The 25547-nt window shown below is 69.2% G+C and carries 19 protein-coding genes; 3 read left to right on the top strand and 16 right to left on the bottom strand.

Features of this window, described 5'->3' with window-relative positions:
* Window positions 1-65: 65 nt before the first annotated feature.
* From ACIQNU_RS24630 to ACIQNU_RS24615, 4 genes are all read right to left on the bottom strand, one after another.
* Complete coding sequence (locus ACIQNU_RS24630; RefSeq protein WP_401370201.1) at window positions 66-758, bottom strand: response regulator; 693 nt, start codon at window positions 756-758, stop codon at window positions 66-68.
* Entirely contained in the window at window positions 755-1906 is a 1152-nt protein-coding gene (locus ACIQNU_RS24625) for a sensor histidine kinase (RefSeq protein WP_401370198.1), read from the bottom strand. Before ACIQNU_RS24625 ends, ACIQNU_RS24630 begins: the two co-directional genes overlap by 4 nt.
* Window positions 1903-2427 carry a DUF1453 domain-containing protein gene (locus ACIQNU_RS24620; protein ID WP_401370195.1) on the bottom strand — a complete coding sequence of 175 codons (525 nt, stop codon included), beginning with the start codon at window positions 2425-2427 and terminating at the stop codon, window positions 1903-1905. The genes ACIQNU_RS24625 and ACIQNU_RS24620 overlap by 4 nt, the downstream gene beginning before the upstream one ends.
* Before the next feature lie 204 nt (window positions 2428-2631).
* Window positions 2632-4755, bottom strand: coding sequence for a type IIA DNA topoisomerase subunit B (locus ACIQNU_RS24615; RefSeq protein WP_401370192.1), 2124 nt, complete (start codon window positions 4753-4755; stop codon window positions 2632-2634).
* Between the two features lie 444 nt (window positions 4756-5199).
* On the opposite strand from ACIQNU_RS24615, the gene ACIQNU_RS24610 reads away from it, so the two are divergent.
* The gene (locus ACIQNU_RS24610) at window positions 5200-5430 is read left to right on the top strand and encodes a hypothetical protein (protein ID WP_389889183.1); all 231 of its coding nucleotides are present in this window, start codon (window positions 5200-5202) and stop codon (window positions 5428-5430) included.
* 102 nt (window positions 5431-5532) lie between these two features.
* On the opposite strand, the gene ACIQNU_RS24605 is transcribed toward ACIQNU_RS24610, so the two are convergent.
* The 10 genes from ACIQNU_RS24605 to ACIQNU_RS24560 all read right to left on the bottom strand — a co-directional run bounded on the left by ACIQNU_RS24605 (window position 5533) and on the right by ACIQNU_RS24560 (window position 20748).
* Complete coding sequence (locus ACIQNU_RS24605) at window positions 5533-6384, bottom strand: serine protease (protein ID WP_401370190.1); 852 nt, start codon at window positions 6382-6384, stop codon at window positions 5533-5535.
* Window positions 6385-6625: 241 nt separating this feature from the next.
* Window positions 6626-8173 (bottom strand): RNA polymerase sigma factor, encoded by a 1548-nt coding sequence (locus tag ACIQNU_RS24600; protein ID WP_401370187.1) that lies wholly within the window; start codon window positions 8171-8173, stop codon window positions 6626-6628.
* A 772-nt stretch (window positions 8174-8945) separates the two neighbouring features.
* Window positions 8946-9833, bottom strand: coding sequence for a FadR/GntR family transcriptional regulator (locus ACIQNU_RS24595; protein WP_401370184.1), 888 nt, complete (start codon window positions 9831-9833; stop codon window positions 8946-8948).
* 162 nt (window positions 9834-9995) lie between these two features.
* Window positions 9996-11963 carry an ATP-binding cassette domain-containing protein gene (locus tag ACIQNU_RS24590; protein ID WP_401370181.1) on the bottom strand — a complete coding sequence of 656 codons (1968 nt, stop codon included), beginning with the start codon at window positions 11961-11963 and terminating at the stop codon, window positions 9996-9998.
* A 177-nt stretch (window positions 11964-12140) separates the two neighbouring features.
* Window positions 12141-12902 (bottom strand): NUDIX domain-containing protein, encoded by a 762-nt coding sequence (locus ACIQNU_RS24585; protein WP_401370178.1) that lies wholly within the window; start codon window positions 12900-12902, stop codon window positions 12141-12143.
* A 141-nt stretch (window positions 12903-13043) separates the two neighbouring features.
* Window positions 13044-14963: a glycogen debranching N-terminal domain-containing protein gene (locus ACIQNU_RS24580; protein ID WP_401370175.1), complete on the bottom strand. Its 1920-nt coding sequence runs from the start codon at window positions 14961-14963 to the stop codon at window positions 13044-13046.
* Window positions 14964-15454: 491 nt separating this feature from the next.
* Window positions 15455-16996 carry a DUF4192 domain-containing protein gene (locus tag ACIQNU_RS24575; protein ID WP_401370172.1) on the bottom strand — a complete coding sequence of 514 codons (1542 nt, stop codon included), beginning with the start codon at window positions 16994-16996 and terminating at the stop codon, window positions 15455-15457.
* A gap of 475 nt (window positions 16997-17471) precedes the next feature.
* Entirely contained in the window at window positions 17472-17783 is a 312-nt protein-coding gene (locus ACIQNU_RS24570; RefSeq protein ID WP_401370535.1) for an amidohydrolase family protein, read from the bottom strand.
* A gap of 1181 nt (window positions 17784-18964) precedes the next feature.
* Window positions 18965-19822: an oxaloacetate decarboxylase gene (locus tag ACIQNU_RS24565; RefSeq protein ID WP_401370169.1), complete on the bottom strand. Its 858-nt coding sequence runs from the start codon at window positions 19820-19822 to the stop codon at window positions 18965-18967.
* Window positions 19823-19899: 77 nt separating this feature from the next.
* Entirely contained in the window at window positions 19900-20748 is an 849-nt protein-coding gene (locus tag ACIQNU_RS24560; protein WP_401370166.1) for an SDR family NAD(P)-dependent oxidoreductase, read from the bottom strand.
* A 291-nt stretch (window positions 20749-21039) separates the two neighbouring features.
* Here ACIQNU_RS24560 and ACIQNU_RS24555 point away from each other — a divergent pair, with 291 nt between their 5' ends.
* Window positions 21040-21396 (top strand): VOC family protein, encoded by a 357-nt coding sequence (locus ACIQNU_RS24555; RefSeq protein WP_401370163.1) that lies wholly within the window; start codon window positions 21040-21042, stop codon window positions 21394-21396.
* 40 nt (window positions 21397-21436) lie between these two features.
* Here ACIQNU_RS24555 and ACIQNU_RS24550 read toward each other — a convergent pair whose 3' ends face one another.
* Window positions 21437-22243 (bottom strand): helix-turn-helix transcriptional regulator, encoded by an 807-nt coding sequence (locus ACIQNU_RS24550; protein ID WP_401370160.1) that lies wholly within the window; start codon window positions 22241-22243, stop codon window positions 21437-21439.
* Between the two features lie 370 nt (window positions 22244-22613).
* On the opposite strand from ACIQNU_RS24550, the gene ACIQNU_RS24545 reads away from it, so the two are divergent.
* Window positions 22614-23006 carry a nuclear transport factor 2 family protein gene (locus ACIQNU_RS24545; RefSeq protein WP_401370157.1) on the top strand — a complete coding sequence of 131 codons (393 nt, stop codon included), beginning with the start codon at window positions 22614-22616 and terminating at the stop codon, window positions 23004-23006.
* Window positions 23007-23197: 191 nt separating this feature from the next.
* Here ACIQNU_RS24545 and ACIQNU_RS24540 read toward each other — a convergent pair whose 3' ends face one another.
* The gene (locus tag ACIQNU_RS24540; RefSeq protein WP_401370154.1) at window positions 23198-25357 is read right to left on the bottom strand and encodes a RecQ family ATP-dependent DNA helicase; all 2160 of its coding nucleotides are present in this window, start codon (window positions 25355-25357) and stop codon (window positions 23198-23200) included.
* Between the last annotated feature and the right edge of the window lie 190 nt (window positions 25358-25547).

Below are 25547 nucleotides of genomic sequence, written 5' to 3'. Positions count from 1 at the left end.
GAACAGGAAGATCCCGGACTCTTCTCCTTCCGCTCTTCACTCCATCAGGTGATGGGCCTGTCGGTTCAGGTGAGAGGTGCGCTCGGCGGTGTCACCAATCCGCGCGCATACGCGTAACGCACGGCCTGTGCACGGTCCTTGATCCCGGTCTTGGCGAAGAGGTTGTTGATGTGAGTCTTCACGGTGGCGGTGGAGACATGGAGCCGGTGGGCGATCTCCTGATTGGTGAGTCCCTCGGCGATCAGCACCAGGACCTCGGTCTCCCTCGCGGTGAGCCCGTCGGGCGGCTCCACGACCCGGGCCCGAGCCGGGGCGGGCCTGGACAGCCGCTCCAGCAGACGCCGTTGGATGCTCGGCGAGAAGCCCGCGTCTCCGGACAGGACGCTGTGCACGGCCCGTACGATCTCGTCGCCGCCCGCGTCCTTGGTGAGATACCCGCGCGCCCCCGCCTCAAGGGCCGGGAACAGCGAGTCGTCGTCGGCATACGTGGTGAGTACGACCACCTGCGTCCCCGGATACCCCGCCCGGATGCGCCGTGTCGCCTCGACGCCGTCGCAGCGCGGCATCCGCAGGTCCATCAGCACGACGTCCGGGGCGAGTTCGGCCACCAGCGCGACCGCCTCCTCGCCGTCGCCCGCCGCTCCGACGACCTCGATACCGGGCAACAGACCCAGCAGCATGACAATGCCCTCCCGCACCACGGTCTGGTCGTCGGCGACGACCACGCGCGCGGTACGCCCGGCGCTCTCCTCCGTCATGCGGGCACCTTCAACGTCACTGCGAAGCCCTCCTCGTACGGCCCGGCCTCCAGGGTGCCGCCGAGCAGTTCGGCACGCTCCCTCATCCCCAACAGACCGTACCCGGCGCCGGAGCCCGCGAGATCGCCCGGCGAGCCGCCCGAGTCCCGTACATCCAGCGTCACGTCGTCGTCGCCGTAGGTCAGATGTACCGCGATCTTCGCGCCCGGTGCGTGCTTGCGGGCATTGGTGAGCGCTTCCTGCGCGACGCGGCGCACCGCCTGGGACGCCTCGACCGACAGCGCCCGCCGCTCCCCGTCGACCAGGACCTCGGCCCCCGCCGACGCCGTGACCAGTTCGCGCAGGTGCTCCTCCAGGGGCGACATCTCGCCCCGGAGCGCTGACAGGGCCTGCCGGGTCTCGTCGAGTCCGTCCCGGGCCATCCCGCGCGCGGCCACCACCCTGTCGAGGATCTGCTCGCGGTCCGCTCCCCGCTCGATCAGGAGCCGCGCCGCCTCCAGGTGCACGAGTTGTGCGGAGAGGCTGTGGGCCAGGACGTCGTGGATCTCCCGTGCGATCCGGGCCCGCTCGGCGAGGGCCGCCGACTCCGCCTCGGCCGCACGGGCCGCACGCTCCTGGGCGAGCAGCCGCTGTGTGTTGCCCCGCGCCTCGGCGTCCAGCCGCAGAACGTATCCGGCAAGTCCCAGGCCCGCAGTGGTGATCGCCGTCGTCAGCCACGCGTCGTCGTTGACCAGGACGTAGGCGGCGAGGGCCGCCGCCGTGGTCGGTACCGCGGCCACGAGCGGGAGCCGTTCCAGACCCGCGATGGCACACCCGCACCACAGCACCAGCGCCGGCACCGGGAACCCGGCCTGCTGTGCGACGATGCCCGCTCCCATCAGCAGCGTGAGCAGTCCCAGGGACGGCCAGAGCAGATGGTGGTAGGTCGTGCGGAACAAACCCCAGGCCGCAGCCGCGCAGCCGATCACTCCCAGCGCGCCGACGGCCGCCTCCCAGCCGTGCACGCCTTTGTGGGCGACCGCGCCCCACAGCAGCACGCCGAGCACGGCCAGCCGTATGGTCCAGACGAGGACGCGCCGTGCTCTGGTCATGCCCTGTCGGGAGAGTGCCTCCCGGGAGGGCCAGGTGGTCCAGACGCTCTGCGTCACCTGCGATCCCTCCACGTCGACACCGGCACGTCGTCACCGTACGCCGTGGCCTGCGCGTACGCGGGGTGGGCGGACTGGGCACGCCAGGCCAGTACCCCGGCACGCACCAGGAGGGACACGGCGAGACCGAGGAGCAGGGCGCCCGACCCCTGGTGCACGCCTATCACCGCTCCGGTCCCGACCAGGCCGAGGCGGAGGGCGATGCCGCCTCCCCATACGGCGGCCGTGGCCTTCGTGCCCTTCGACCACACGGAGCCGTCGGCCTCGGACCAGACGCGGCTGGTCCAGCCCCAGGCGGCGCCCATCACCAGGCCGACGAGCAGCTCGACGGCGAGCAGGACGCCCGACGCGGCCTCGTGGTGGGCGTCGATGATGCCCGGCTCGCGCAGGCCGAGGTAGAGCAGGACGACGGGCAGGATCCACCAGCGCCTGGCGTCCCGTATCTGCTGGGGTCGCATCTGGCGGGCGGCGATCAGTACGACCACGGCGACGACCACCAGGACATTGGCAAGGCCGGACATCGGGTGCCTCCGAAGGGCGGGGAAGACGGATGTGATGACGCCTTCGACGCTACGGAAAGGGCCTGGTCAGGAGATCGGAGCAGGGGTGGATCATGGGTGGATCCGGTGTCTCCACCCGCAGGTGGAGACACCGGATCCGTGTCACTCGAAGGGGCGGCGGCGGACGCGAAAGCGCGCGAAAGGAGCCTCCGGCCCAGGGATGGCCTAGGCGTCGATGCGCGACCGGTCCAGCGTCGCCGCCGAGTTGGAGATGAACTCCTTGCGCGGCGCCACCTCGTTGCCCATCAGGAGATCGAAGACCTGCTCCGATGCCTCAAGGTCCGAGATGTTGATGCGGCGCAGCGTCCGGTGGCGCGGGTCCATCGTGGTCTCCGCAAGCTGGTCGGCGTCCATCTCGCCGAGACCCTTGTAGCGCTGGATGGAGTCCTTGTAGCGCACGCCCTTGCGCTGCAGCTCCACCACCGTCTCGCGCAGCTCCCGGTCCGAGTACGTGTACACGTACTTGTCCTGGCCCTTCTTCGGCTGGACCAGCTCGATCCGGTGCAGCGGCGGCACGGCCGCGAAGACGCGACCCGCCTCGACCATCGGACGCATGTAGCGCTGGAACAGCGTCAGCAGCAGGATGCGGATGTGGGCGCCGTCGACATCGGCGTCGACCAGGAGAATGATCTTCCCGTAGCGGGCCGTGTCGATGTCGAAGGTCCGGCCGGACCCCGCTCCTATGACCTGGATGATCGCGCCGCACTCGGCGTTCTTGAGCATGTCCGAGACGGACGCCTTCTGAACGTTGAGGATCTTGCCGCGGATCGGGAGCAGCGCCTGGAACTCGGAGTTGCGGGCGAGCTTGGCGGTGCCGAGCGCGGAGTCGCCCTCGACGATGAAGAGTTCGCTGCGCTCCACGTCGTCGCTGCGGCAGTCGGCGAGCTTGGCCGGCAGCGACGAGGATTCCAGGGCCGTCTTCCGGCGCTGTGCCTCCTTGTGCTGGCGGGCCGCGATACGGGTGCGCGCGGCGGCGACGGCCTTCTCCATGACGGACCGCGCCTGGGCCTTGGCGTCACGCTTGGTCGAGGTCAGGAACTCCTTGAGTTCCTTGGCGATCACATTGGCGACGATCCGGTTGGCGGCCGAGGTGCCGAGCACCTCTTTGGTCTGCCCCTCGAACTGCGGCTCGGCCAGGCGCACGGTGACGACCGCGGTGAGGCCTTCCAGGGCGTCGTCCTTGACGATGTCGTCCTCGGCGACCCGCAGCAGCTTCTGGCTGCGCAGCACCTCGTTCATCGTCTTGGTCACCGAGCGTTCGAACCCGGAGACGTGGGTGCCGCCCTTGGGCGTGGCGATGATGTTGACGAACGACTTGAGCGTGGTGTCGTACCCGGTCCCCCACCGCATGGCCACGTCCACGCCGAGTTCGCGGGTGACCTCGGTGGGCGTCATCTGCCCGCGGTCGTCCAGGACGGGAACGGTCTCCTTGAAGGTGCCTTGTCCGGACAGGCGCAGAACGTCGCAGACCGGCTTGTCCCTGGCCAGGTACTCGCAGAACTCACTGATGCCGCCGTCGAAGCGGAAGGATTCCTCACCCTTGCTGCCGCCCTCACCGAGCCCGTACTCGTCACGCACGACGATGGTCAGGCCGGGCACCAGGAACGCGGTCTGGCGCGCGCGCTGGTGCAGCGTCTCCAGGTTGAGCTTGGCGTCCTTGAGGAAGATCTGGCGGTCGGCCCAGTAGCGCGTGCGATTGCCCGTCCGCGCCTTGGGGATCTTCTTGGTCTTGCGCAGGCCGCTGCCCTGCTCGAACGGTGAGTCGGCCCCTGTCTTCGTGAAGGCGCCGGGGACGCCGCGCCGGAAGCTGATGGCATGGGTGTGGCCGTTGCGGTCGACCTCGACGTCCAGTCTCGCCGACAGGGCGTTCACGACGGAGGCGCCCACTCCGTGCAGACCACCGGAGGCGGAGTACGACCCGCCGCCGAACTTGCCGCCGGCGTGCAGCTTGGTCATCACGACCTCGATGCCGGACAGGCCGGTCTTCGGCTCCACATCGACGGGGATGCCGCGGCCGTTGTCCCGCACCTCGACGGACCCGTCGTCGTGCAGGACGACTTCGATGTGGTCGCAGTACCCGCCCAGGGCCTCGTCGACGGAGTTGTCGATGATCTCCCAGAGGCAGTGCATCAGGCCACGGCTGTCCGTCGAGCCGATGTACATGCCCGGACGTTTGCGGACGGCCTCCAGGCCCTCCAGGACGAGCAGGTGCCGCGCGGTGTAGTTGGAACCGTCCCGGTCTGCTCCGGTCAGCAGCGCAGTGGACGGCACGGACGTATCGGCGGTCACGCGGTTCGCTCCTCGCTGAATTTCAGGTAGGACCCTTTGGGGTAAGGGCCCGGCTTCGGTCGCCGGTCAGAGGGTACCGAGCCCTGGTAGAGCCGTTGTCACGCCACCCTCGTGCAATCTCAAGCCTAGTCCACGGTCGCATGCTTGTTCGATCGCTCGATGGAGTGAAGCGCATATCACGTTCCCTTCCAGGCATGAACCATTTAGGCTCCGGGCACGTCCTCATGAACAACCGGCAACCCAGCCGGGAGGGCACACAACCCGACAGACAGCGCGAACCCGTAAGACACGAAGACACGCAATACGGCACATTCGCCGCCAATCGGCAGCTGAGGACCACCTCGGAAAGATTTTTTTCGAGGAGAAGCCGCGAGCGGGAACGTTTTCGGCCTGGTTGGATGTTGACCCTGGTACGACAGCTCGTCGAGCTAGAGAAGAGGCGACGTGACTACTGTTCTGACCCCCGCGAGCCCGCTGACGGCCGCTGATCGCTGCGACCGCTGCGGCGCCCAGGCTTACCTGCGCGTCGTCCTGACGAGCGGTGGTGACTTGCTCTTCTGCGCCCACCACGGTCGCAAGTTCGAGCCGGAACTCAAGAAGATCGCCGCTGAAATACAGGACGAGACGGAGCGCCTGACCCCCGCCCCGGCATCCGCCGAGGACGAGGAACGCTGACACTTCGCATCAACGACGAGCCAGCACCGGCACAGGCCGGCGAGCGAGCGGCTGCCCCTGCACCACAGGGGCAGCCGCTCGTGTTCGTACGCGCACTCACCCTCAGCCACGACCCCCGGCCGTCCTGGGTGTGGCTCCGACGTCCCTGAGAGCCGCTGAGACGCGCGTATAGACCCCGGGGCTCCCCGGCTGCCCACAGCCGCTCCCCCACGACACCAGGCCGATCAGGCGCCCTTTCGCGACCAGGGGGCCTCCGCTGTCGCCCTGACAGGCGTCCCGCCCGCCCGCCTCCTCACCGGCACACACCATGGAATCGGCCCGGTACGCCCCGTCCGCGTTCCCGGGGTAGGCCGCCTCACACAGGGCATCCGGCAGTACCTGGATCTGCGCGGAATGAAGCACTCTGGCGTAGCTGCCCCTCCCCGTGGTGTCTCCCCAGCCGTAGACGGAGGCCGGAGTGCCGGGCTCGTACGCCGGATCCCCTTCACCCGCCGGGCTGATCACGTAGCTGTCGGGAAGCGCCCGCGACAGTGTGACGACCGCCACATCACCGGAGTTCGTGGCGCTGTCGAAGCGAGGATTGACCCGAACGGACCGCACCGGGATCTCGGCGCCTCCGGAGCCCCTCAGGTCACTCCTCCCGACGATCACCTTGAGGTCGCCCCGTGCGCCCGTGGAGGCGCCGAGAACCTCCCGGCCGAGGCAGTGCGCCGCCGTGAGCACCGTCGTACGACCGACGACGACCCCGCCGCAGAACTGTCCCGCGCGGGTACCGCCGAACCGGTCACGGCTGGAGAGCGCCACCACCCAGGGACTGTCCGCCACGTCCACCGGGTGACCACCGATGACGACGCTGTCGGCCGCCACGGCTGTCGGGGCGGCCAGGGGCAGCCCGGTAGCGGTGGCCGCCATGGCCAGCGCGCCGGTGAGCTTTCGGGCGACAGGACGGAGCATGCGCTCTCCTCACTCTGCGTTGCAGTGACATACCCAGAGTGATTCAGCGGTGTCGAAAACGCACGCCGCGCGTCTCGCCGATCCGGCCTCCGGCCCCGCGCAGGCCGACGCCACGCATCGAGGGCCCGGCTCCCTCACGGGAGACCGGACCCTCGGTGACGTATCGACGTATCGACGTATCGACCTGGCGACGGATCGGGCGTGCGGCCTGTCGCGTGACGCGATCAGCCGAGTGACGCGATCAGTCGAGGTAGTCGCGCAGCACCTGGGAACGCGACGGGTGCCGGAGCTTCGACATCGTCTTGGACTCGATCTGCCGGATGCGCTCGCGGGTGACCCCGTACACCTTGCCGATCTCGTCGAGGGTCTTCGGCTGACCGTCGGTGAGACCGAAACGCATGGACACGACACCGGCCTCACGCTCGGAGAGCGTGTCGAGGACCGAGTGCAGCTGCTCCTGGAGGAGCGTGAAGCTCACCGCGTCGGCCGGAACGACCGCCTCGGAGTCCTCGATGAGGTCACCGAACTCGCTGTCGCCGTCCTCGCCGAGCGGGGTGTGCAGCGAGATGGGCTCGCGGCCGTACTTCTGGACCTCGATGACCTTCTCAGGGGTCATGTCGAGTTCCTTGGCCAGCTCCTCCGGGGTGGGCTCGCGGCCCAGGTCCTGGAGCATCTGACGCTGCACGCGCGCGAGCTTGTTGATGACCTCGACCATGTGCACCGGGATGCGAATGGTGCGGGCCTGGTCGGCCATGGCGCGGGTGATCGCCTGCCGGATCCACCAGGTGGCATACGTGGAGAACTTGTAGCCCTTGGTGTAGTCGAACTTCTCGACCGCGCGGATGAGACCGAGGTTGCCCTCCTGGATGAGGTCCAGGAAGAGCATGCCGCGGCCGGTGTAACGCTTGGCCAGCGAGACCACCAGACGGAGGTTGGCCTCCAGGAGGTGGTTCTTGGCCCGGCGGCCGTCCTCGGCGATGATCTCCAGTTCGCGCTTGAGTTTCGGCGCGAGCTTGTCGGCGTTGGCGAGCTTGTCCTCGGCGAAGAGACCGGCCTCGATGCGCTTGGCCAGCTCCACCTCCTGCTCGGCGTTGAGGAGGGGTACCTTGCCGATCTGCTTCAGGTAGTCCTTGACGGGGTCGGCCGTGGCGCCGGCCGCCGCGACCTGCTGCGCGGGGGCGTCGTCCTCGTCCTCGTCGGACAGGACGAAGCCCTGGCTTCCGTCCTCCGCGGGCTCCTCGCCGGGCTTGCCGGCGGCGGCACCCGCGGTCTCCTCGACCGCCTCTTCGTCGACGATCTCGTCGGCGTCCTTCTTGGCGGCGGTCTTCTTGGCCGTCGTCTTCTTCACGACGGTCTTCTTGGCGACCGTCTTCTTCGCCACCGTCTTCTTGACGGCGGCCTTCTTCGCGGGCGCTGCCTCGTCAACGGGAGCGTCGGCGGCGGGGGCCTCGGGGGCCGCCGTGGCGGTCGCCTTCTTGGCCGTGACCGTCTTGGCCGCCACGGTCTTGGTGGCGGTCCGCTTGGCCGGACTCTTCGCTGCGACGCTCTTTCGGGTGCGCTTGGGCTCCGCGGCACTGACCATCAGCGTCACACCCTCTTCCTCGAGGATCTGGTTGAGGCTGCGCAGTACGTTCTTCCACTGAGTGGCCGGAATCTGGTCAGCTTCGAAGGCCCGACGCACGTCATCGCCGGCGATCTGCCCCTCAGCCTTTCCCCGCTCGATGAGCGCCATGACAGAGACGGAATCGGCGATCTCCGGCGGGAGCGTACGGGATGTGCTGGCCGACACGAACAACCTCTCGGAACGTTGGAAAACGGCTTCCGGCCCCTGTCCAGTGTGGACCGGAGCCGACGACCGCCGACTTGGGGATGGGCCGACGGCGTGGGCGGGGGCCTGGGAGGTGCACAGCGCCGTCGATGGCTGCTGTATTCCCTCTTCGGCTGTCACCTCTTAGGTCATCGCGCAGTTCCGAGGAGCGTTACGCCCAATCTGCGTGGCCCGAGTCACACCCCGTAAGCACTCAAAAGCATATAGATACGGTCAGAAACGGTCATGCATCGGTCGATCAGGGTCAGTGGTCCCTCACCGGGGATCAATGCCGCTCCGACGCCTTCTGAAACATCCCCCTCACCATCGCCCACCCACGAACAAACACGAACGGCCGTATCTGGCCGAAACCGGCGCATGAGCCAGCGCATGAACCGGAACGAGACGTAAAGAGGCGCCGATGGTGGAGTGAGGTGCGTGGGTGCGAGGAGGCGCCTGAAGCAGGCGGACCCGCGCCGGTGAAGCAGCCGGACCCGCGCCGGGCCGTATGAGGCATCCGAAGCGGGTCCGGTCGTGCGAGGCGTGTGTCGAGGGACGACACCGCGAGGGCTGTCCGCCGGGCACTACGCGGACGCGCGCGGGACGGACGTCGTCTGGCGGAACGGTTCCTCCGGGACAGTCGGCGAATCCCGGCGACCGTGGCGCGGCCCTGCGTCAACAACACGTACGCGCGCGGGAGGAGCGGTACGTGCGGGCCGACAGGGCCTCCGAGCGGGCAATCAGGGCGACGGGTTCAGTGCTCGCGGGGCGCGGGCACGACGCGCTCCACCTCGGGGTGGACGGTGAGCAGTTGACGCATCGCGGCCTCGGCACCGGGACCGTCCCCCGCCGCGAGGGCGTCCGCGATACGGGCGTGGTGCGCCACCGAGGTCTCGTTCGGACGGTCGCAACCGGTGACCGGGCCGCCCGACACCTGGAGCGCGGCCGAGACAATGCCGGACAGGTGCTCCAGCATGCGGTTGCCGGCGACCTGAATGAGGAGCGCGTGGAACTCGGCGTCCGCGCGCGCGAAGGTGATCGAGTCCGCCTGCCCGAGGGCGTGCCCCATGATGTCGACCATGTCGGCGAGTCGCTGCTGCACTTCCTCGCGTCCGTGTCCGGCGGCGAGACGGGCGGCCAGCGGCTCGATCGTCCAGCGCAGTTCGCTCAGTTCACGGCGCTGGTCGTCACGCTGGGGTCCGAAGGCCCGCCACTCGATGATGTCGGGGTCAAGAAGGTTCCAGTCGCTGACCGGCCGCACGCGCGTGCCCACATTGGGACGGGCGCTCACCAGTCCCTTCGCCTCCAGGACACGGAGCGATTCACGGACAACGGTGCGGGAGACCTCGAAACGCTGCCCGATCTCCTCGGGCACGAGCGGGCGGTCGGCGCCCAGGTCACCGGAGACAATCATCTGACCCAGCTGCTGGACGAGTTGACCGTGCAGTCCACGGCCACGGCTGCCCGCGGGCCGTCGGCCCACGCGTCCCAGCTCCTGGTCCGCGCCGTCCCAGACGGGGGCTCCCACGCGATCGGTGCTCCGGGCCTCCGCGTAGGGGTAGCGGTCGAGTTCGCCCGGTCCGGCGAGGCCGGAGTCGGCGGAGCGGGCGGCGGTCATCATGGTGTGCGCAAGGGTACTCACGGAACCTTTGTCGGCGTTGCCTTCAACCGCCTTGAGGTCTTTGGTGAAAAGCACACGAAAGGGTGATCGCTCACCCCGCCGCAATTGACGCCTTATCGGAAAGAAATGAGCGTTGGCAGGGAAGTTGTGCGCAGCAGCGGATCGGAAGCTGTGAGTCGATCGTCAACGGACCCTGCTGCGCACTGCCGTGAGCACATATGCGCAGAGCAGAGCGGTGAGCGACAACATCAGTGCACTGCCGACAGGTTGAACGATCATCCGCAGAGCGGCAGCGAGATAGCGCTCGGCGCCGAACGGCCACTGCACCAGCGCGAGATCCCGCAACCGCGCGGGGAAGCCGGCGGCTGTTCGCACAGCCGGTCCTTCGACGGCCTTCTGTACGGCCGGTACGACAACCACCGGGACGGCGAGTACGGCGGCAAGCCCGGCCGTCGTGGACTTGAACACTCCGGCCGCGAGCACCCCCGCCCAGGCGCATCCGGTGACCATGCTGATCCAACTCACGGAGAGTGGAAGCCAGTCGGCGGGAACTCTGGTGAGTTCCTGTCCGTATACAAGTTGGAGCACCGCGGCGTCGCAGCCCACGGTCAGGAAAGCCAGCAGTAGCGCGGTACCGGCCGCGACGGCGAGTTTGGCGACGAGCAGACCGAGACGTCGGGGGACGGTTCCGCGGTCCGCGGCGAGGGCGGGGTGGCGGAACTCGTCGCCGAAGGCGAGCGCACCGAGGAGCCCCGCGCCCAGGGCGGCGGGCGGCAGCGGCAGTTCCTCGGGCCAGGCCGCCAGCAGCCGTGGCTGCGGGCTGTGACCGATCCTGGCGAGGAGGACAGCGATGACGGCAGAGGTGATGAGTACGGCGGCACCGGTGAAGTAGCCGATGCCGATGCCCGTGGCACGGCGCAGTTCGTAGCGCAGGGGACGCAGGGGGCTGCGGGCGGTGCGTACGGTCACGGGTGGCGGCAGGAGCGAGGGGTCCGTTCCGCTGGGCCGCTCTGCCTCTGCCGGGTCGTCCGGCAGGTGGCGCGTGACCCATTCCACCGGGGGTCCGTCGTCGCCCGTACCGGACTCGGAGTAGGCGTCGGGGGGCGTGCCGAGGTGCGTTTCAGGTTCGGATTCCGGCGACGGATTGGACGCGGGCAGTGGGTGGGGGCGGGGATGGGGGCGGGGGCGGGGCTCGTAGAGGGTGGTGTCGGTCGCGGCCGGGATGCGGATGTCTCCGCCGAATTCTTCCGCTGCCCAATACCGCTGATGAGCCGAAGGCCCCATGTCCCCTGTTTCGTCGGCGAGTTGGTGGACGAGGATGCCATGGCGGTACGCGGCCTCTCCCACCTCGGCGCAGCTGGTTCCGTACACCGAGAGGCGGTTGCCGTCCTCCTTGACGACCTCGACGGAACGCCGGCCGGTGCGGGCCTCCTTCGCGATCAGCACTCCGAGGCGGGCGGCGTGCGGAGTCCGGACGACCACCCTCGGCCGCAGTCGGGTACGGGCGAAGTCCTCGACATCCTGGTCGGCGACGACGCGCCCCTCGTCCAGCGTCACGACCCGGTCCGCCGTGCGCGCCGCCGCCTTGGCGTCGTCCGTGGTGAACAGGACCGTGCCGCCGAGGGACGCGTGCGCGCGCAGAACACCGTGCAGCCAGCCGCTCTCGCGCGCGGAGAGTCCGGCCTCCGGGGCGTCAAGGACCAGTGTGTGTGGGTCTCCGAGCAGAGCGCACGCCAGTCCGAGGCGCCGGTCCAGGCCATGGGACAGGATGCCCAGGCACTCGTTCCGCAGACTCACCAGCCCTACGGATTCAAGGACTTCGTCGGCTCGCTGCACCGGCACCCCGGAGGCCGCGCACAGCATCCGCAGATGCCCTCGGACGGAACGCGAGGGGTGGCCGGGGACCTCGCCCAGGAGGACGCCCACCTCGCGCGCGGGATGCGCGACGCTGTGCAGCGGGCGGCCTCTGAAGTAGGTGACGCCTCGGCCCTGTTGGAGTTCGAGCATCAGCCTGAGCGCCGTCGTCTTGCCCGACGCGGGGGCGCCGAGCAGGGCGGTGACATGGCCCGTGTGCGCTTCGAACGAGACGTCGTCGACGGCGGGCGTCAGCCCTTTACGGGGATTGCTGGTCAGTCCGATGGCCTGGATCATCGCTTCTCTCGCAGGAGGTGCGACCGCTCGGCGGCCGGGGCCCGTCCGCCGAGCGGGGACGGACGAACCCCGTGGGTACCGCAGCAAGATAGCGCGACATTTACGACTTTTCGGTCAGGAGGCGGGCGCGGGTGGTGTCGACCACCACGGAATCCCCGTGAGCCGGCCCGTCCGCCCTCAGACTTCGGGCCGCAGCATGGGCGGGTTCAGCAGGGTCGCCCCGCCCGCCCTGAACAGCTGTGCGGGTCGGCCGCCCTGGCGCGTGGTGGTCCCTCCACTGGGCACGAGGAACCCTGGCGTCCCGGTCACCTTGCGGTGGAAGTTGCGCGGGTCGAGCGCCACGCCCCACACCGCCTCGTACACCCGCCGCAACTCACCGACCGTGAACTCCGGCGGGCAGAACGCCGTGGCCAGCGACGAGTACTCGATCTTCGAACGGGCCCGTTCCACCCCGTCCGTCAGGATCTGCGCGTGGTCGAAGGCGAGGGGTGCCGCCTGCTCGCCTTCGCGACCGTAGCCGCCCTGGTTGAGGAGCGCCTCCACCGGAGCCCACCGGGCGCTGTTCGCGTCGCCACCGGCCCTCGGTGCCGGCAGGTCGGGGGCAAGGGCGAGGTGCGCGACGCTGACCACCCGCATCCTCGGATCGCGCTGCGGATCGCCGTAGGTGGCGAGCTGCTCCAGGTGTGCCCCGTTGGCCTGCGCCGGGGCCGACGGGTCGTGAGCACAGAGTCCCGTCTCCTCCACAAGCTCGCGAGCCGCCGCGACCGACAGGTCCTCGTCGACCCGTACGAACCCTCCGGGGAGCGCCCACCGTCCCTGGAACGGTGCCTCACCGCGCCGGACCGCCAACGCGCACAACGCATGGCGGCGCACGGTCAGCACCACCAGATCGACGGTGACAGCGAACGGTGGAAAGGCTGACGGGTCGTAGGGCGACATGCCGCGATCTTAGTCGTCTTCCTGACGATAAACACTCCCTTCGCTCTCTCCTGACGTGTACTTTCTCCTGGGCTTTCCCCCAGACTTCCCGTGCGGCCGACCGGTGCCGCGCAACCTCCCGCCCGTCCTGGGACAAGCCGGTCACGCCCCCAGTTGCAGCCCTTCGGCCGCCTCCTCGACCATCGCCAGGCCCAGCCTCGTGACCCGCACCGAGAACGGTGCGCCCGCGACGCGCAGGCCCGTGAACCCAATCTCTCCAAGGGGGGCACCGCGGACCGGGCGAAGCGTCACCATGCCCCCGGGCGCGTCGGGGCGGATCCCGGCGAGCCGGGTGAGGAGCTGGATCCCGGCGGCAGCCGCAACAGCCGCCGGTCGGCACGCGGCCGGGTGGGGCAGCGGAACGCTCCCGTCCGTACGCCGTTCCCCCGCGTACATCTCAGGCAGCCTGAAGTCGAAGGCCTCGGCGGCTGCCAGCACCCCTCTCAGGAGCCCGCTCGCCTCCCTCTCGAATCCGGCGGCGGCCAGACCGGAGACGGCCACGGCCGTCTCGTACACGCGTACCGCACCGCCGCGGTGGCCGAAGGGGTTGTACGCCAGTTCCCCCTCCCCCAGGCTGCGCAGTCCCCATCCCGAGTCCATGGCGCGTCCCCCGAGCAACCGGGCCACCTGTTCCGTCTGTGCTTTGTCGAGCAGCCCCGGGGCGAACTCGCCAGCTCCGAGCAACCCGGTGTCGAGGAGATGCGCGGCGCCGCTGCCCAGGTACGGGACGGGGCGGCCGTCGTCGTGACGCGCGCACGCTGGTCGCCCGCCCCTTCTGTCCTCCACCCAGAAGTCCTCGCGGAAGGCGGCGCGGAGCTGGGTCGCCCACTGCCTGAGTCCGCCGGCGCCGGGGCGGCCTTCGGCGTCCAGGAGATCGGCGCCGAGTACCGCGGCCCGGTGGGCGTGGGCCTGGGTCTCGGCCCGTATCGGACCGCCTGGGCGTGAATCGGCGAGGTATATGCCGTCGCCCACTGTCTCGCGCAGCCAACGCAGGCATCGCTCCGCCACCGGCGACAGGTATGCGATGTCCTGTTCCGCGAGACCCCACCTGCGTGCCTCGGCGAGGAGGACGGGGAACTGGAGTGTTGCTTCGATCCCGGTGCTCCCTGGCGGCAGATGAGGTCCCGCGTCCCTCAGCGGCCCGGGGATCATTCCGGCCGCCGGACCCTTGCCCTGCCGTTGGGTACGGGCAAGGGTCCTCAGCGTGCCGAGGGCGAGGCGGGTACCCAGCGGCAGCAGCATGCGGGCTGCCGCCAGGGCTTCGGCGGGTGCCAGACCACAGCGCCAGGGCGCGCCCGCCGCCGCGTACAGATCTGAAGGGTGCTCCGGATCCCGGAGGAGGAGACCCCGGAGGTCGGCAACGGAGGTGTTCAGCAGGGCTTGTACGCGTGGGTCGTCCCCCTCGGCTCGGGCCTCGAAGGCACCGGACGCACCGGACGCACCGGAACCTGGGTACGCGTTCTGTCTCGCTCCTTGAAGTCTGACCCGGAGTTCGATGCTTCGGCTTCCACCCGGCGGTAGTTCGACCTCCCAGCGCAGCAGGCCCGCCGCTCCGAGAGCGTCGAGCGGTGGCGGGTCGGCCGCGACCACGGCGTGGAGCCCGGTGGGCGAGGACCAGCGCATGCCGGAATCGTGGACGTAGGCCGGCAGGTCGGGCCCCGCCCTGCCGGCGGCCACCGCACCCAGGTCCGCCAGGTCCGTACCCAGCGAGACCTCCACCGGCAGGCGCAGGCTTCGGGCAGCGGCGCTGCGCAGCGTGATGTGTTCTGTGCCGTCGGCGTGACGGGTGCGCTCGACCACGACGTCCGGGTCCGGGCCCGCGTCCGCCGAAGCACGTACCGTGGCCACGAATCGCGCGCGGTCGGCCGACACCATGCGGGCCTGCACGGCCAGCGGCTCCCTGCCCGCCACCCTCAGCACGCATCGCGAGAGCAGTCGGCGGCCCGACCGGTAGAAACCTTCCAGGCCACTGCCCGTCAGCTGTCCCTGTTCCGTCGAGATCACCAGACCGGGCAGAGCCACGCAGATCAGGGCCCTGTGAGTGGGAGGCAGATCCGCCGGGCGGTTGGGAACGGCAGTGGGCGGCCGGGGCAGCGGGACGTCCGACCGGTGCTCTGGAGGCCTTGGCGCGTCGCCGGTGCCCGCTACGGGCCGACGCCCGCTTCCGGGGTCCGACGATGAGGCGGATGGAAACATGAGGTGTCTTGCTCCGCGCTTTCCGAAAGCGGTGGGCGGTCCCAGTCCCGCAGGTCCAGGCGCGGTGAACTGGGCGTCGAGGTGACGGCGGAGCCTGGTCACCAGCGCCGCCATCCAGGTGAACGGTGCTCGCCCCGCCCAAGTCACGCCCGCACCCCGAGCGGCCGTCAGGGACGGGCCATCCGGATCGCGCGGATACGAATGTCCGGACGGCTGTGACAGGTGCAGGAGGGGCAGGAGTGACCGGACTCCCTGTCGCACCGGCCGCCCGCTCGCACTCAGGGCGAGATGCGCCCCGATGCCCTCTCCTCCGGGCCTCACCGATCGCTCCTTGGCCCGCGCCGGTCGCTTCGGCGAGGGGGCCGGGGACGACCGCTCGAACGCTCTGCGTTGACTCCGTTCGCCCCGTCACGAGCGGGTGTTCGCGGTCGGCGTCGCCGCAGCAGCGTGCCCTCTGACGACCGGCGACTCGCGGACGGCAGAGGCGCCGAAGCCGGGGAAGTCGGAGCGGACAGCAGCGGCATAGGATCGGCAGGCGTCACGTCGGCAGGCATGTGCTTGAGAGGGGCGGGATCGGCCGCCGCCGTGTCCGGTCCTGATACATCAGAGCCGTCCGCACTCGCCGTGAGCACCGCCGCTTCGCACTCGTCCCTTCCCTTGCTGAAGCACTCCCGGATCGCCTGCGGGTCCAGGCCCTCATTGCACGCCGTGTGCAGAAGTTGGGCGAACAGATACGTGGAGTCCGCACCCAAGGCCATGGCGAGCGCCTCACGGCCCTCCAGCTCGTCCCCCGTCGACCATGCCACCCAACCCGCGAGCGTCAGGGGTGCCGCGGCGTGCTCCCCGTACGGGCCCACGCATCGGCGGGCCAGCGCGCGCCACAGCCTGAGCGCGGAAGGTGCCTCGCCGTCCTCCACCCACTCCGCCGCGCGGTCACGGGTCACCCGGTCCTGGAGGCCGAGAATCAGGGCAGCGGCCTCGTCATGAGCCACGAGTTCGTCGTCCCGGCGGTCCGACGGACCGACTCCGGTGCCCACGGCAGGCGGTGCGGCGGCGAGTCGGTTCATGATCCGCCGGGCGAGGTCGAGGGTCTCGACGGCCACGTCATCGCGCCCCTCGGCGTCCAGCATGCGGGGCACCAATGCCATGCCCGCGGCGTCGAGGGCGGATTGCTGCTCCAGTGCCGCCGCGCTCTCCCAGGGTGTGAGCCTGGCCCGGAACTCCTTGAGCGAGCCCCGTACTTGAAGACCCGCGTACGTGGCGGCTGCCGCCAGTACCGAGGTACCGGGCAGTCCCATCGGCACACCCTCGGGTGGACAACATCGGTCGCCCGGACAGCAGTAGGACCAGAAGCGGCCGTCCGAGAGGCACAGCGCCTCGATCACCGGCACGTCGAGGCCGCCACACGCAATGCGCAGGGAGTGGGCGAGGGGACGGAGTCGCTCCATGACACGCCGACCGTCCTCCAGGTGGCGGCCGTCCCCTCCCCGTACCGGATCCTGGCAGAGGAAGGCCACGATGGCCTCGGGTTTGGCGCCCCTGCGCTCGCTGCCGCTCACCAGGACCTGAGCGAGTTGTTCGGCGACGGACGGCCAGTCGTCGGCACGGTCCGGAATGCCGAGCCGCGCACGCCCGCCGAATCCTCCCTGCCCATTCCGATCGTGCACGGCTACGAGCACGATGCTGTCCTCGGGTCGGTAGCCGAGCAGATACGGCAGCGCGTCCGCCAGCTCTGACGGCGAGCGCAGGGTGACCTGCTCCTGGTGACCGGACGGGCCGATCGGGACGCCGGGCCGCGCGGCATCTCCGCCACCACCATGGTGGAGAGGAATGTCCCCGCCGGAGGGCCGGTGCGCCACCGATCCGAGTCCCGCGGCTCCCGGTGGTGCGGATTCGTGTGGGGCAGAGTTCGTCCGAGCGGATTCGTGGTCGAAAGGCCCGTCGTCCGGGGATCCCGCTGCTTCGTTGTGATTCGTCATGGAGCGACCATGCACCGGAACAAGGGGTTTCGGTTTGCCCTGTGGATAACCCAAGTCAGGGACACGACAGGGGTTTTCCACAGGTTGGAGTGCTCGGTCGCGTGATGTCCGACCCATCAGGTTCCATGGGAGCCATGAACACCGCAGACCCGTTCGGGAAATCGGTCGGCCCCCGTGGAGAACGGCTCGACGTGTCGCGAGTCGCCGCAGGTCACCAGAGCTTCCATCACCGCTTCCATAGCGGCATTCCGTTCCATGACGGCATTCCGTGCTGCTCCCGAATACCCACTTCCGCGTCTGCACAGGTCGGTCCTATGTCCTCGTAAGAGGATTGGGGGTGGCCTGGCCCAGCGGGTCAATCGTCCGCCTCAACGGCCCATCGAGCGCGCAGCCGCTGCCGGTCGACGGCGTGGCCCGCGAAATAGACGGCGGAGATCTCGCGGGTGTGGGCGATGTCGTCCAAGGGGTTCTTGTCGAGGACCAGTAGGTCGGCCCGTTTGCCCGGTTCGAGGGTGCCGCGGTCGGGCAGCCCGAGCACTTCGGCCGGCAGTTGGGTCGCCGACCGGATCGCCTTGAGCACGGGCATCCCGGCGCGCGCCATCGATTCGATCTCGCGGTGCTCGGCGATGCCGAAGAACTGGGTGCGCGCGCCGGTGTCGGCCGACAGCAGGACGCGGACTCCGCCCTCGACGTAGGTCCCGCAGGCTTGCTTCCAGGACGGCGTAGGCAGCTCGGCCGGCAGCCGCGGATGCGGGGGCGATGGAGGCGATGCGGTCGCGGACCTCGGTGCGCGTCTTCTTGGACACGGTTTCCACGAGCGCGGGCTCGTCCAGCCAGCCGCTGTCGTCGTAGGCGGTGCGCTGGATGCCCATGGAGGTGAAGGCGAAGACGTTGTCCCGTTGCAGCAGCGCTGTCAGTTCGGCGTCGGGGCCGGGGGCGCGGACCATGTGGGCGATGCCGTCGACGCCGGCCCGTAGGACGCCTTTGGCGTCGTCCAGTTCGAAGATGTGCGCGATGGCGAGGTAACCGAGGCGGTGGGCCTCCTCGATGGTGGCGGCGTACACATCGGGGGTGAGCTTGTTCTTCGTGCCCCAGCGGTCGTCCACCCAGAACTTGATGGCGTCGGGCCGCTTGCGGGCGAGTACGCGCACGGTGGTCCGGGCCTCGTCGGCGGTGGCCACCTCGTGCACGACGTCGGTGGCGAAGTAGGGGCCGCCGTTGATCGAACCGGGGGTCGGCGCCACGATGCCGGTGCCCGCTGTGAAAAGGAGGGGCAGTTCGGGGTCGTCGAGTTCGCCGGACCGCTGTGCGTCGCGCAGGGTGATCTCCACGTCGCCGCGGTCGGTGCCGAGGGATTGGAAGACGCTGATGCCGTAGTAGGCGAGGCGGTGGAGGTGGTCGAGCACGTTTTCGCGTGAGTAGTTGTTCTTGGAGACCGTGGCGCCGCGGAGGTAGCCGATGTGGCCGTGCGGATTGACGATCGTCGGCATGACGGTCTTTCCGCGCAGGTCGACACGGTGAGCGTGGGCGGGGATGCGGAGCGACGCCTGCGGGCCGATCTCGGTGATCAGCCCGTCGTCCACCAGGATGCCGGCGTCGTGAATCACTGTCCGTCCGTCGCCCGTGATGACGCGGGCGCCGTGAAAGAGGGTGGGAAGTGCAGCGGTGGAGGTCATGGCTTCGCCGATCTGGATGTCTGGGAAGCGAGGGGGAAGGGGGCGCGAAGGGGGCACATTGGGGGGCAGATAGGAGCGCCTGAGAGGCTGGTAGGAGCCTGAGACGTGGTGGGAAGCCGGGCGGGTGGTCGTCGGGAGTCGGAGTCCGCCGGTCTGCACCTCCGGCGAGGCGTCAGTCGAGCAGGCCGTAAGCGCGCGCGTCCGCGCGGGCCCGCTCGATGCCGAGGAAGGTGTCGAAGTCAGGCATGGTGCCCAGCTCCGTCTCGATGCCTGCGGTCGAGCCTTCGCGCGCCAGAGTGTCGAAGGCGTGGCGCATGGCGTGGGCCGCCGCGAAGGGGCCGAGCGCCCGGTACAGGATGACGTCCGCTCCCCACGAGCCGACCTCGGCGGCACTGCGCTGAGGGAAGTCGACGGTGAAGACCGGTACCTTGGCTTCACTCTTCAGGAGCGCCCAGTGCGCGTCGTCAAGGCGGCCGGCGATGAACAGCCCGTCGGCTCCCGCCTCTTGGTACGCGAGCAACCGTTCGACTGCGGCGGCCGGGCCATCGGCGGAGGCGGCTCCGCGCTTGGAGGCGTCGGTGCGGCCGATGATCATGAAGTCTTCGGAAGAGCGGGCGTCGACGGCGGCCTTGATCTTGTCGGCCGTCTGCTGGACGGTCTCCAGTTCGGGGTCCGGCTTGATGTGCTTGCCGAAGATGTGGTCCTCGATATGGGTGGCGGCTGCACCGGCGCGTTCCAGGACACGTACGGCGTGGGCGACGTGCAGAGGGTTGCCCCAGCCTCCCTCGCCGTCCACCACGACCGGTACGTCCACGATCGGGGCGAGTCGGCGGACCTGGTCGGCCATGTCCTCCAGGCCGATGTAGCCGATGTCGGGCAGACCGTACTTGGTGGCACCGGTGGCGTAACTTCCCACGTACGCGGCCTGGAAGCCCAGTTCACGGACGAGGAGGGCGGAGATGCCGTCGTAGACGCTGGGGACGACGAGCGGGATGTTGGCCGCGATGGCTTGCTTGAGAGCGCTGGTCACGGTGGCGTTCCTTCACGCGAGTCGTGGATCGGGGTGCGTGGGCGGGCGACCCGGACGGCTGGGCACGCCCGGCGTGATCAGGCGGCGACCGGGTGCCACGGCAGGATCTGGCCTTCGCGCACCAATTCGCCGTACTGGGCAGGGTTCACCGGCTTCAGCGCGAGGTCGAGCAGGGACACGGCAGCCTCGTCCGGAGTCGGCGCGTCGCTCACGTCCCACCACACCTGTGACGTGGGTGTGTTCATCATCCCGGGGCAGACCGATGCGATCAGCACATCGCGGGCCAGGTCCTCGTCGCGCCGCTGTTTCGCAAGGGTGCGGACGGCCGCCACCTGGCCGATCTTGGACGGGATGTTGACGAAAGCCGGCCAGGGGCCGCTGAAGGCGCTGCCGTCCAGCACCGCGTCGCGCCACGCGGCCACGGCGCGGTCCACGTCGTCCAGCGTCGCGAGGTTGTCGAACCGGCTGTGCAGGACGGGCGCGAGGTAGGACAGGGTGCCCAGCGAGCTGGCCACGACGATCAGTCGGCCGCTGTCCCGGAGCCGGGGGGCGAACGCCCGTAGCACGCGCGTGGTGGCGAAGTTGTTGACGTCCGCGTAGGGGGTGACGATGGCGCGGGGGTCGTCGTCCGGGCCGACCCGCATCACGGCGTTGTTGTAGACGATGTCGATGCCGCCGTGGCGCTCGGCCAGGGTGGCAGCCAGTTCCTCCGCTCGCTCGGGGGCAGCCACGTCGAATGGTTCGGCTCTCACCTCGGGCCCGGCGCCCGCGAGTTCGGTGGTGGTCGCGTCGAGCCGGGCACGGTCGCGGCCTGTGGCGTATACGACGTCGTCGGCGTCGAGGCGCCTGGCCAAGCCCTTCACCAGTGCCAGGCCGAGGCCCTGGGTCGCCCCGGTGACCAGGGCGACGCGCGGTCCGTGAGTCATGATCTCCTCCTCGGTACTTCCGCGTTTCGCGTTCCCGCGCTCTACGTTTTGCGCGCTCTGCGTTTTGAGCGTTCTACGTATTGCGTGTTCTACGTTTCCACGTTTCCGTGTCATCTGTTGTCGCTCACCAGAATGCACGCAGGGGGAAAGGTCCGCACGTCTTTGATTGGGTGTTGCTTATGCCGGTGCCAAGAGCACCCGAATACCCCGCGAAACCCCTTGGTGAAGCTGGTGTCATTGCCACCCGGATAAGGCATTGAGTGCGAGGACGGGTGTATCTAGTCTGGACCCATGAACAATCTCATCGAATCGATTTCCGCCCGTATTGAAGTTTCCAGCATCAAGGACGCCCTGCCGCTGTACACAGGGCTCACCGGGGTAGGCGACGCTTCCGTGCTCGAATTTCCCGGTCTCCGCCTGGCGGTCGTGGGTCCTTTCCTGTTGATCGAAGGTGATGACGAAACCCTGGAGAGGTTCCGGCGCGAGGCGACCCTGCACGTCAACGACCTCTCCGCGGCGGTCGACGTGTTCCTGAGGGAGGGCGGGTCGGTGATCGACGGTCCGGTGGCGACGGGCGGCGGGATGCGCACCATCGTTCGGGACCCTGACGGGAATATCTTCGAATGCTTTCAGGGGTCGGCTGAATAGCACGAATATCCGCCACTGTCAGCGAAACTCACCCTCGTCCTCATTCTCGCCCTGGGACGGTGTTCTCCGCGGGCAGGAAGACAATCAGCGACTGTTGCTCGTCGTGGGCGTCGGCGAGTTTCAGGTAATCCAGTTCGATACGGCCGTGCCGTGGGTGCCGCAGTTCTTTGCGGGACGAGGTGAATCCGCTGACCGTCCGCTCGTCCCACAGTTCGCAGAATGTCTCGGAGGCAGCCCGCAGCGAAGCGAGGAGTTCGGTTCCCCGAGGATCATCGGGGTACTGCGCGCGCATCGCCCGGAATTGGCCGACCAGAGCACGTGCTTCGGCCGGCCAATTCACGAAGAGCCCGGAGCCCCGCGATTCGATGAAGGTGATCCACAGAATGTTCCGTTCGCCCTCGGGCCGCCGGTTCATTCCGCCGAGCAGTTCGGCGTAGCTGTGGTTGTACACCAGCAGGTCCCACCAGGAGTTCATTACGTAGGCGGGCCGGGGCTGCAACTCCTGAACGAGTCGACTCAGTACGGGATCGACCTTCCGGGGGCGCGGCGCGGGAGGCGGCAGCGCGAGTCCGGCCAGTGTGAAGAGGTGGGTGCGTTCCGGTGGGGACAACTGAAGCGCGTTCGCCAGGCTTTCGATGACTTGTCGGCTCACGCTGATGTCACGGCCCTGTTCAATCCACGTGTACCAAGTGACGCTGAGACCGGCCAGTTGGGCGGTCTCCTCTCGTCTGAGTCCGGGCGTGCGGCGCCGCGCCCCCGGCCGGAAACCGGCCGACACCGGATCGGTGGCTTCCCGGCGGGCGCGGAGAAAGGCACCGAGATCGTCGCGCTGTACCAGATCGGTCATGAGGAACCTCGATTCGGACGCCCGCGGGGATGGCATTTCGGTTCCGGCGTCGGCGTTCCGAAGCCTTTACAACGGATTCGGAAAACGCGTCGAAATGGCCTCGCACACAGCTCGCACGCGGGCTTACATTTGGGGCCGCTCCGCCCCGTATCGCCTCATCCGTAGCGTCAGCCTAGAAGCCTTACGGGCATGAGGCCAGCGATACTTCGGCACACCCGGTATGCGCTGAACGCATGGAATCATGGACGCCTTCCGCACCATGACGGGTGCACCCCATGCCGGTGCAGACGCCAACAGGATCAAGGACCGGTCCACGGCGCCGGCGCCCCTACCCTCGACGCATGCCATCCCACAGCGAGGGAGAGAAACCATGAACCGCCGGGCGGAACTCGACAACGTAGTGGACGCGTTCGGCAGGGCGTGGACCGAGGGCGCGTGGGACGAATACTTCGCCTTGTACGCGGACGACTTCACGTTCGAGTTCCCCTCGCCACCTCTGACCGGCCGCTGGTCGGGTGCGGAAGCCGTCGAGTACCGCGACCGCTGGCGCGCGATGTTCGAGGCCGGCCGCCTCACCACGACGGGTGAGGATTTGCGGCTGTACGACGGCTCATGGGTCGTGGCCTGCAATCACGGCGAGGGCATCCTGCGCGGCAAGCCGTACAAAGGGCTGCTCACCACGGTTCTGCACCGCATCGACGAGGAAGGGCGGATCGTCGAGTACCGCGAATTCCTCGGCGGCCTCACCAAGCCGGTTTCCTAGGAAACGAAGGCGGAGTCCTGAGAAACGGCGGTACGCGACGCGGCGCGAGCTTCTGCTCGCCAGGGCCAGGATTCCGTGGCCCAAGATTCCCGTACCCCGGAACTCCCGCACCTCAAGATTCCCGTACGCCAGAACTCCAGTACGCCAGAAAGTCCGTACGCCAGAACTCCCGTACCCCAACACGGGAAAGCTCAACTCGCCGCCGCGAGGACCAGCGGCAGAACCTCTCCGCTGCCCGCCCGGCGAAGCAGCCGGGCGGCGACTGCGAGGGTCCAGCCGGACTCGGTGTAGTCGTCCACCAGCAGAACGGACCCGGGAGTTCGGTCCAGCGCACCTGCCAGTTCCTCCGGCACGGCCAACGTGCCGGAAAGCGCCCTGAGTCGTTGCGCGGAGTTGCTGTTGCGTGCCGCCCGCCCCTCGCCGGGCCCGGTGTACGTCAGGGTGCCCAGGAAGGGGAGCCTCCCGACGGTCGCGATTCCCTCGGCGAGCGAGCCGACCAGGTGCGGGCGGGACAGCGACGGCACGGCGACGACTCCCACCGGCCGGTCAGAGGCGTCCGGTGCCTTCGACGCCCAGCCGCCCGAAGAGCGCGCCCAATCGGCGAGGACCGCCACCGCGGCCCGCAGGACATCGTCGGGGACCGGCCCGTCGGGGGCGTTCTCGGCCAGCAGCGGGCGCAGCCTGTTGCCCCAGCCGATGTCCGACAGCCGCCCCAGGGCCCGCCCGGTCGAGCACTGTTCCTTGGCCGGGATACGTCCCTTGAGGTCGATGCCCAGTGCGGGCATGCCCGTAGGCCACATCCGGCGCGGCTCGACCTCCACACCAGGGCGGTCCAGTTCCTTCGTCGCCCCCGTGAGCGTCTCCGCCGAGACGGACGAATCGGCCCAGACGCCCGCGCAGTTGTCGCAACGGCCGCACGGCGCCGCCCCTTCGTCATCCAACTGCCGCCGCAGGAACTCCATCCGGCAACCGGACGTTCTCACATAGTCACGCATTGCCTGCTGCTCGGCCGCCCTCTGCCGAGCGACCCAGGCATACCGCTCGGAGTCGTACACCCAGTCGGCCCCCGTAGCCGTCCAGCCGCCCTTCACCCGCCTGACCGCACCATCGACATCAAGGACCTTGAGCATGGTTTCCAGCCGAGTACGCCGAAGATCCACCGACGCCTCCAGCGCCGGCACGGACAGCGGCCGTCCCGCGCCGCCCAGGGCCGACAGCGTCTGCCGCACCTGCGCCTCGGGCGGGAAGGCACTGTCGGTGAAGTAGCGCCAGATGGCCTCGTCCTCCTTGCCCGGCAGCAAGAGCACATCGGCATGGGCAACACCACGCCCGGCACGCCCCACCTGCTGGTAGTACGCGATCGGAGACGAAGGAGACCCCAGGTGCACCACGAACCCCAAGTCAGGCTTGTCGAAGCCCATCCCCAGGGCCGACGTCGCGACCAGCGCCTTGACCCGGTTCTCCTGCAGGTCGACCTCGGCCTGGAGCCGGTCGGCGTTCTCCGTCTTCCCGGTGTACGAGGCGACGGTGAAGCCGCTCTGCCGCAGGAAGGCGGTGGCTTCCTCGGCGGCTGCGACGGTGAGAGTGTAGATGATCCCGGAGCCCTGCAGCTCGCCCAGGTGTTCGGCGAGCCAGGCCAGGCGGTGCGCGGCGTCGGGCAGCTGGACCACGCCCAGCCGCAGGCTCTCCCTGTCCAGCGGGCCGCGCAGCACCAGGGCCTCGCCGGCCCCCGTACCCAGCTGCTCGGCGACATCCGCGGTGACTCGGGCGTTGGCGGTCGCCGTGGTCGCCAGCACCGGCACACCCTCGGGCAGCTCGGCGAGCATCGCGCGCAGTCGACGGTAGTCCGGGCGGAAGTCGTGTCCCCAGTCGGAGATGCAGTGCGCCTCGTCGACCACCAGCAGACCGGTCGTGGCCGCCAGCTTGGGCAGCACCTGATCGCGGAAATCAACGGAATTGAGGCGTTCCGGACTGACGAGGAGGACGTCGGTCTCGCCGCGCTCGACCTCCCCGTAGATGGTGTCCCACTCCTCCGGGTTGGCCGAGTTGATGGTGCGCGCCTGGATGCCGGCCCGTGCCGCCGAGTCGACCTGGTTGCGCATCAGGGCCAGCAGCGGCGAAATGATCACCGTGGGCCCGGAGCCGCGGCGGCGCAGCAGAGCGGTGGCGACAAAGTACACGGCCGATTTGCCCCAGCCGGTGCGCTGTACCACCAGCGCGCGCCGGCGCTCCTGGACGAGGGCCGACACCGCCTGCCACTGGTCCTCCCGCAGCCGCGCCGAACCTCCCGGGGCCCCCACCAGCTCGGCGAGGACGGCATCGGCTTCGGCGCGCAGCTTCAGGGTGTCCATGTCCCCATGCAACCCGATGGTGAGGGCAACCGGCCAATTCACTCACCGTGACGCACGGCACGCGGCCTGGTGGGAGGGTCCGCGGACAGCGGGAGAACACGAGGACGGCGGGAGGCACACGGACAGCGGGAGACAGGCGGACAGCGGGAGGGGTGTGCGGACGGCAAGAGGGGCGCGGACCGGGGTACCA

This window comes from Streptomyces sp. NPDC091292, from assembly GCF_044757265.1.
Classification (GTDB): Bacteria; Actinomycetota; Actinomycetes; order Streptomycetales; family Streptomycetaceae; genus Streptomyces.
The sequence above is the reverse complement of the archived record's forward strand: the minus strand, read 5'-3'. Positions and strand labels throughout refer to the sequence as shown.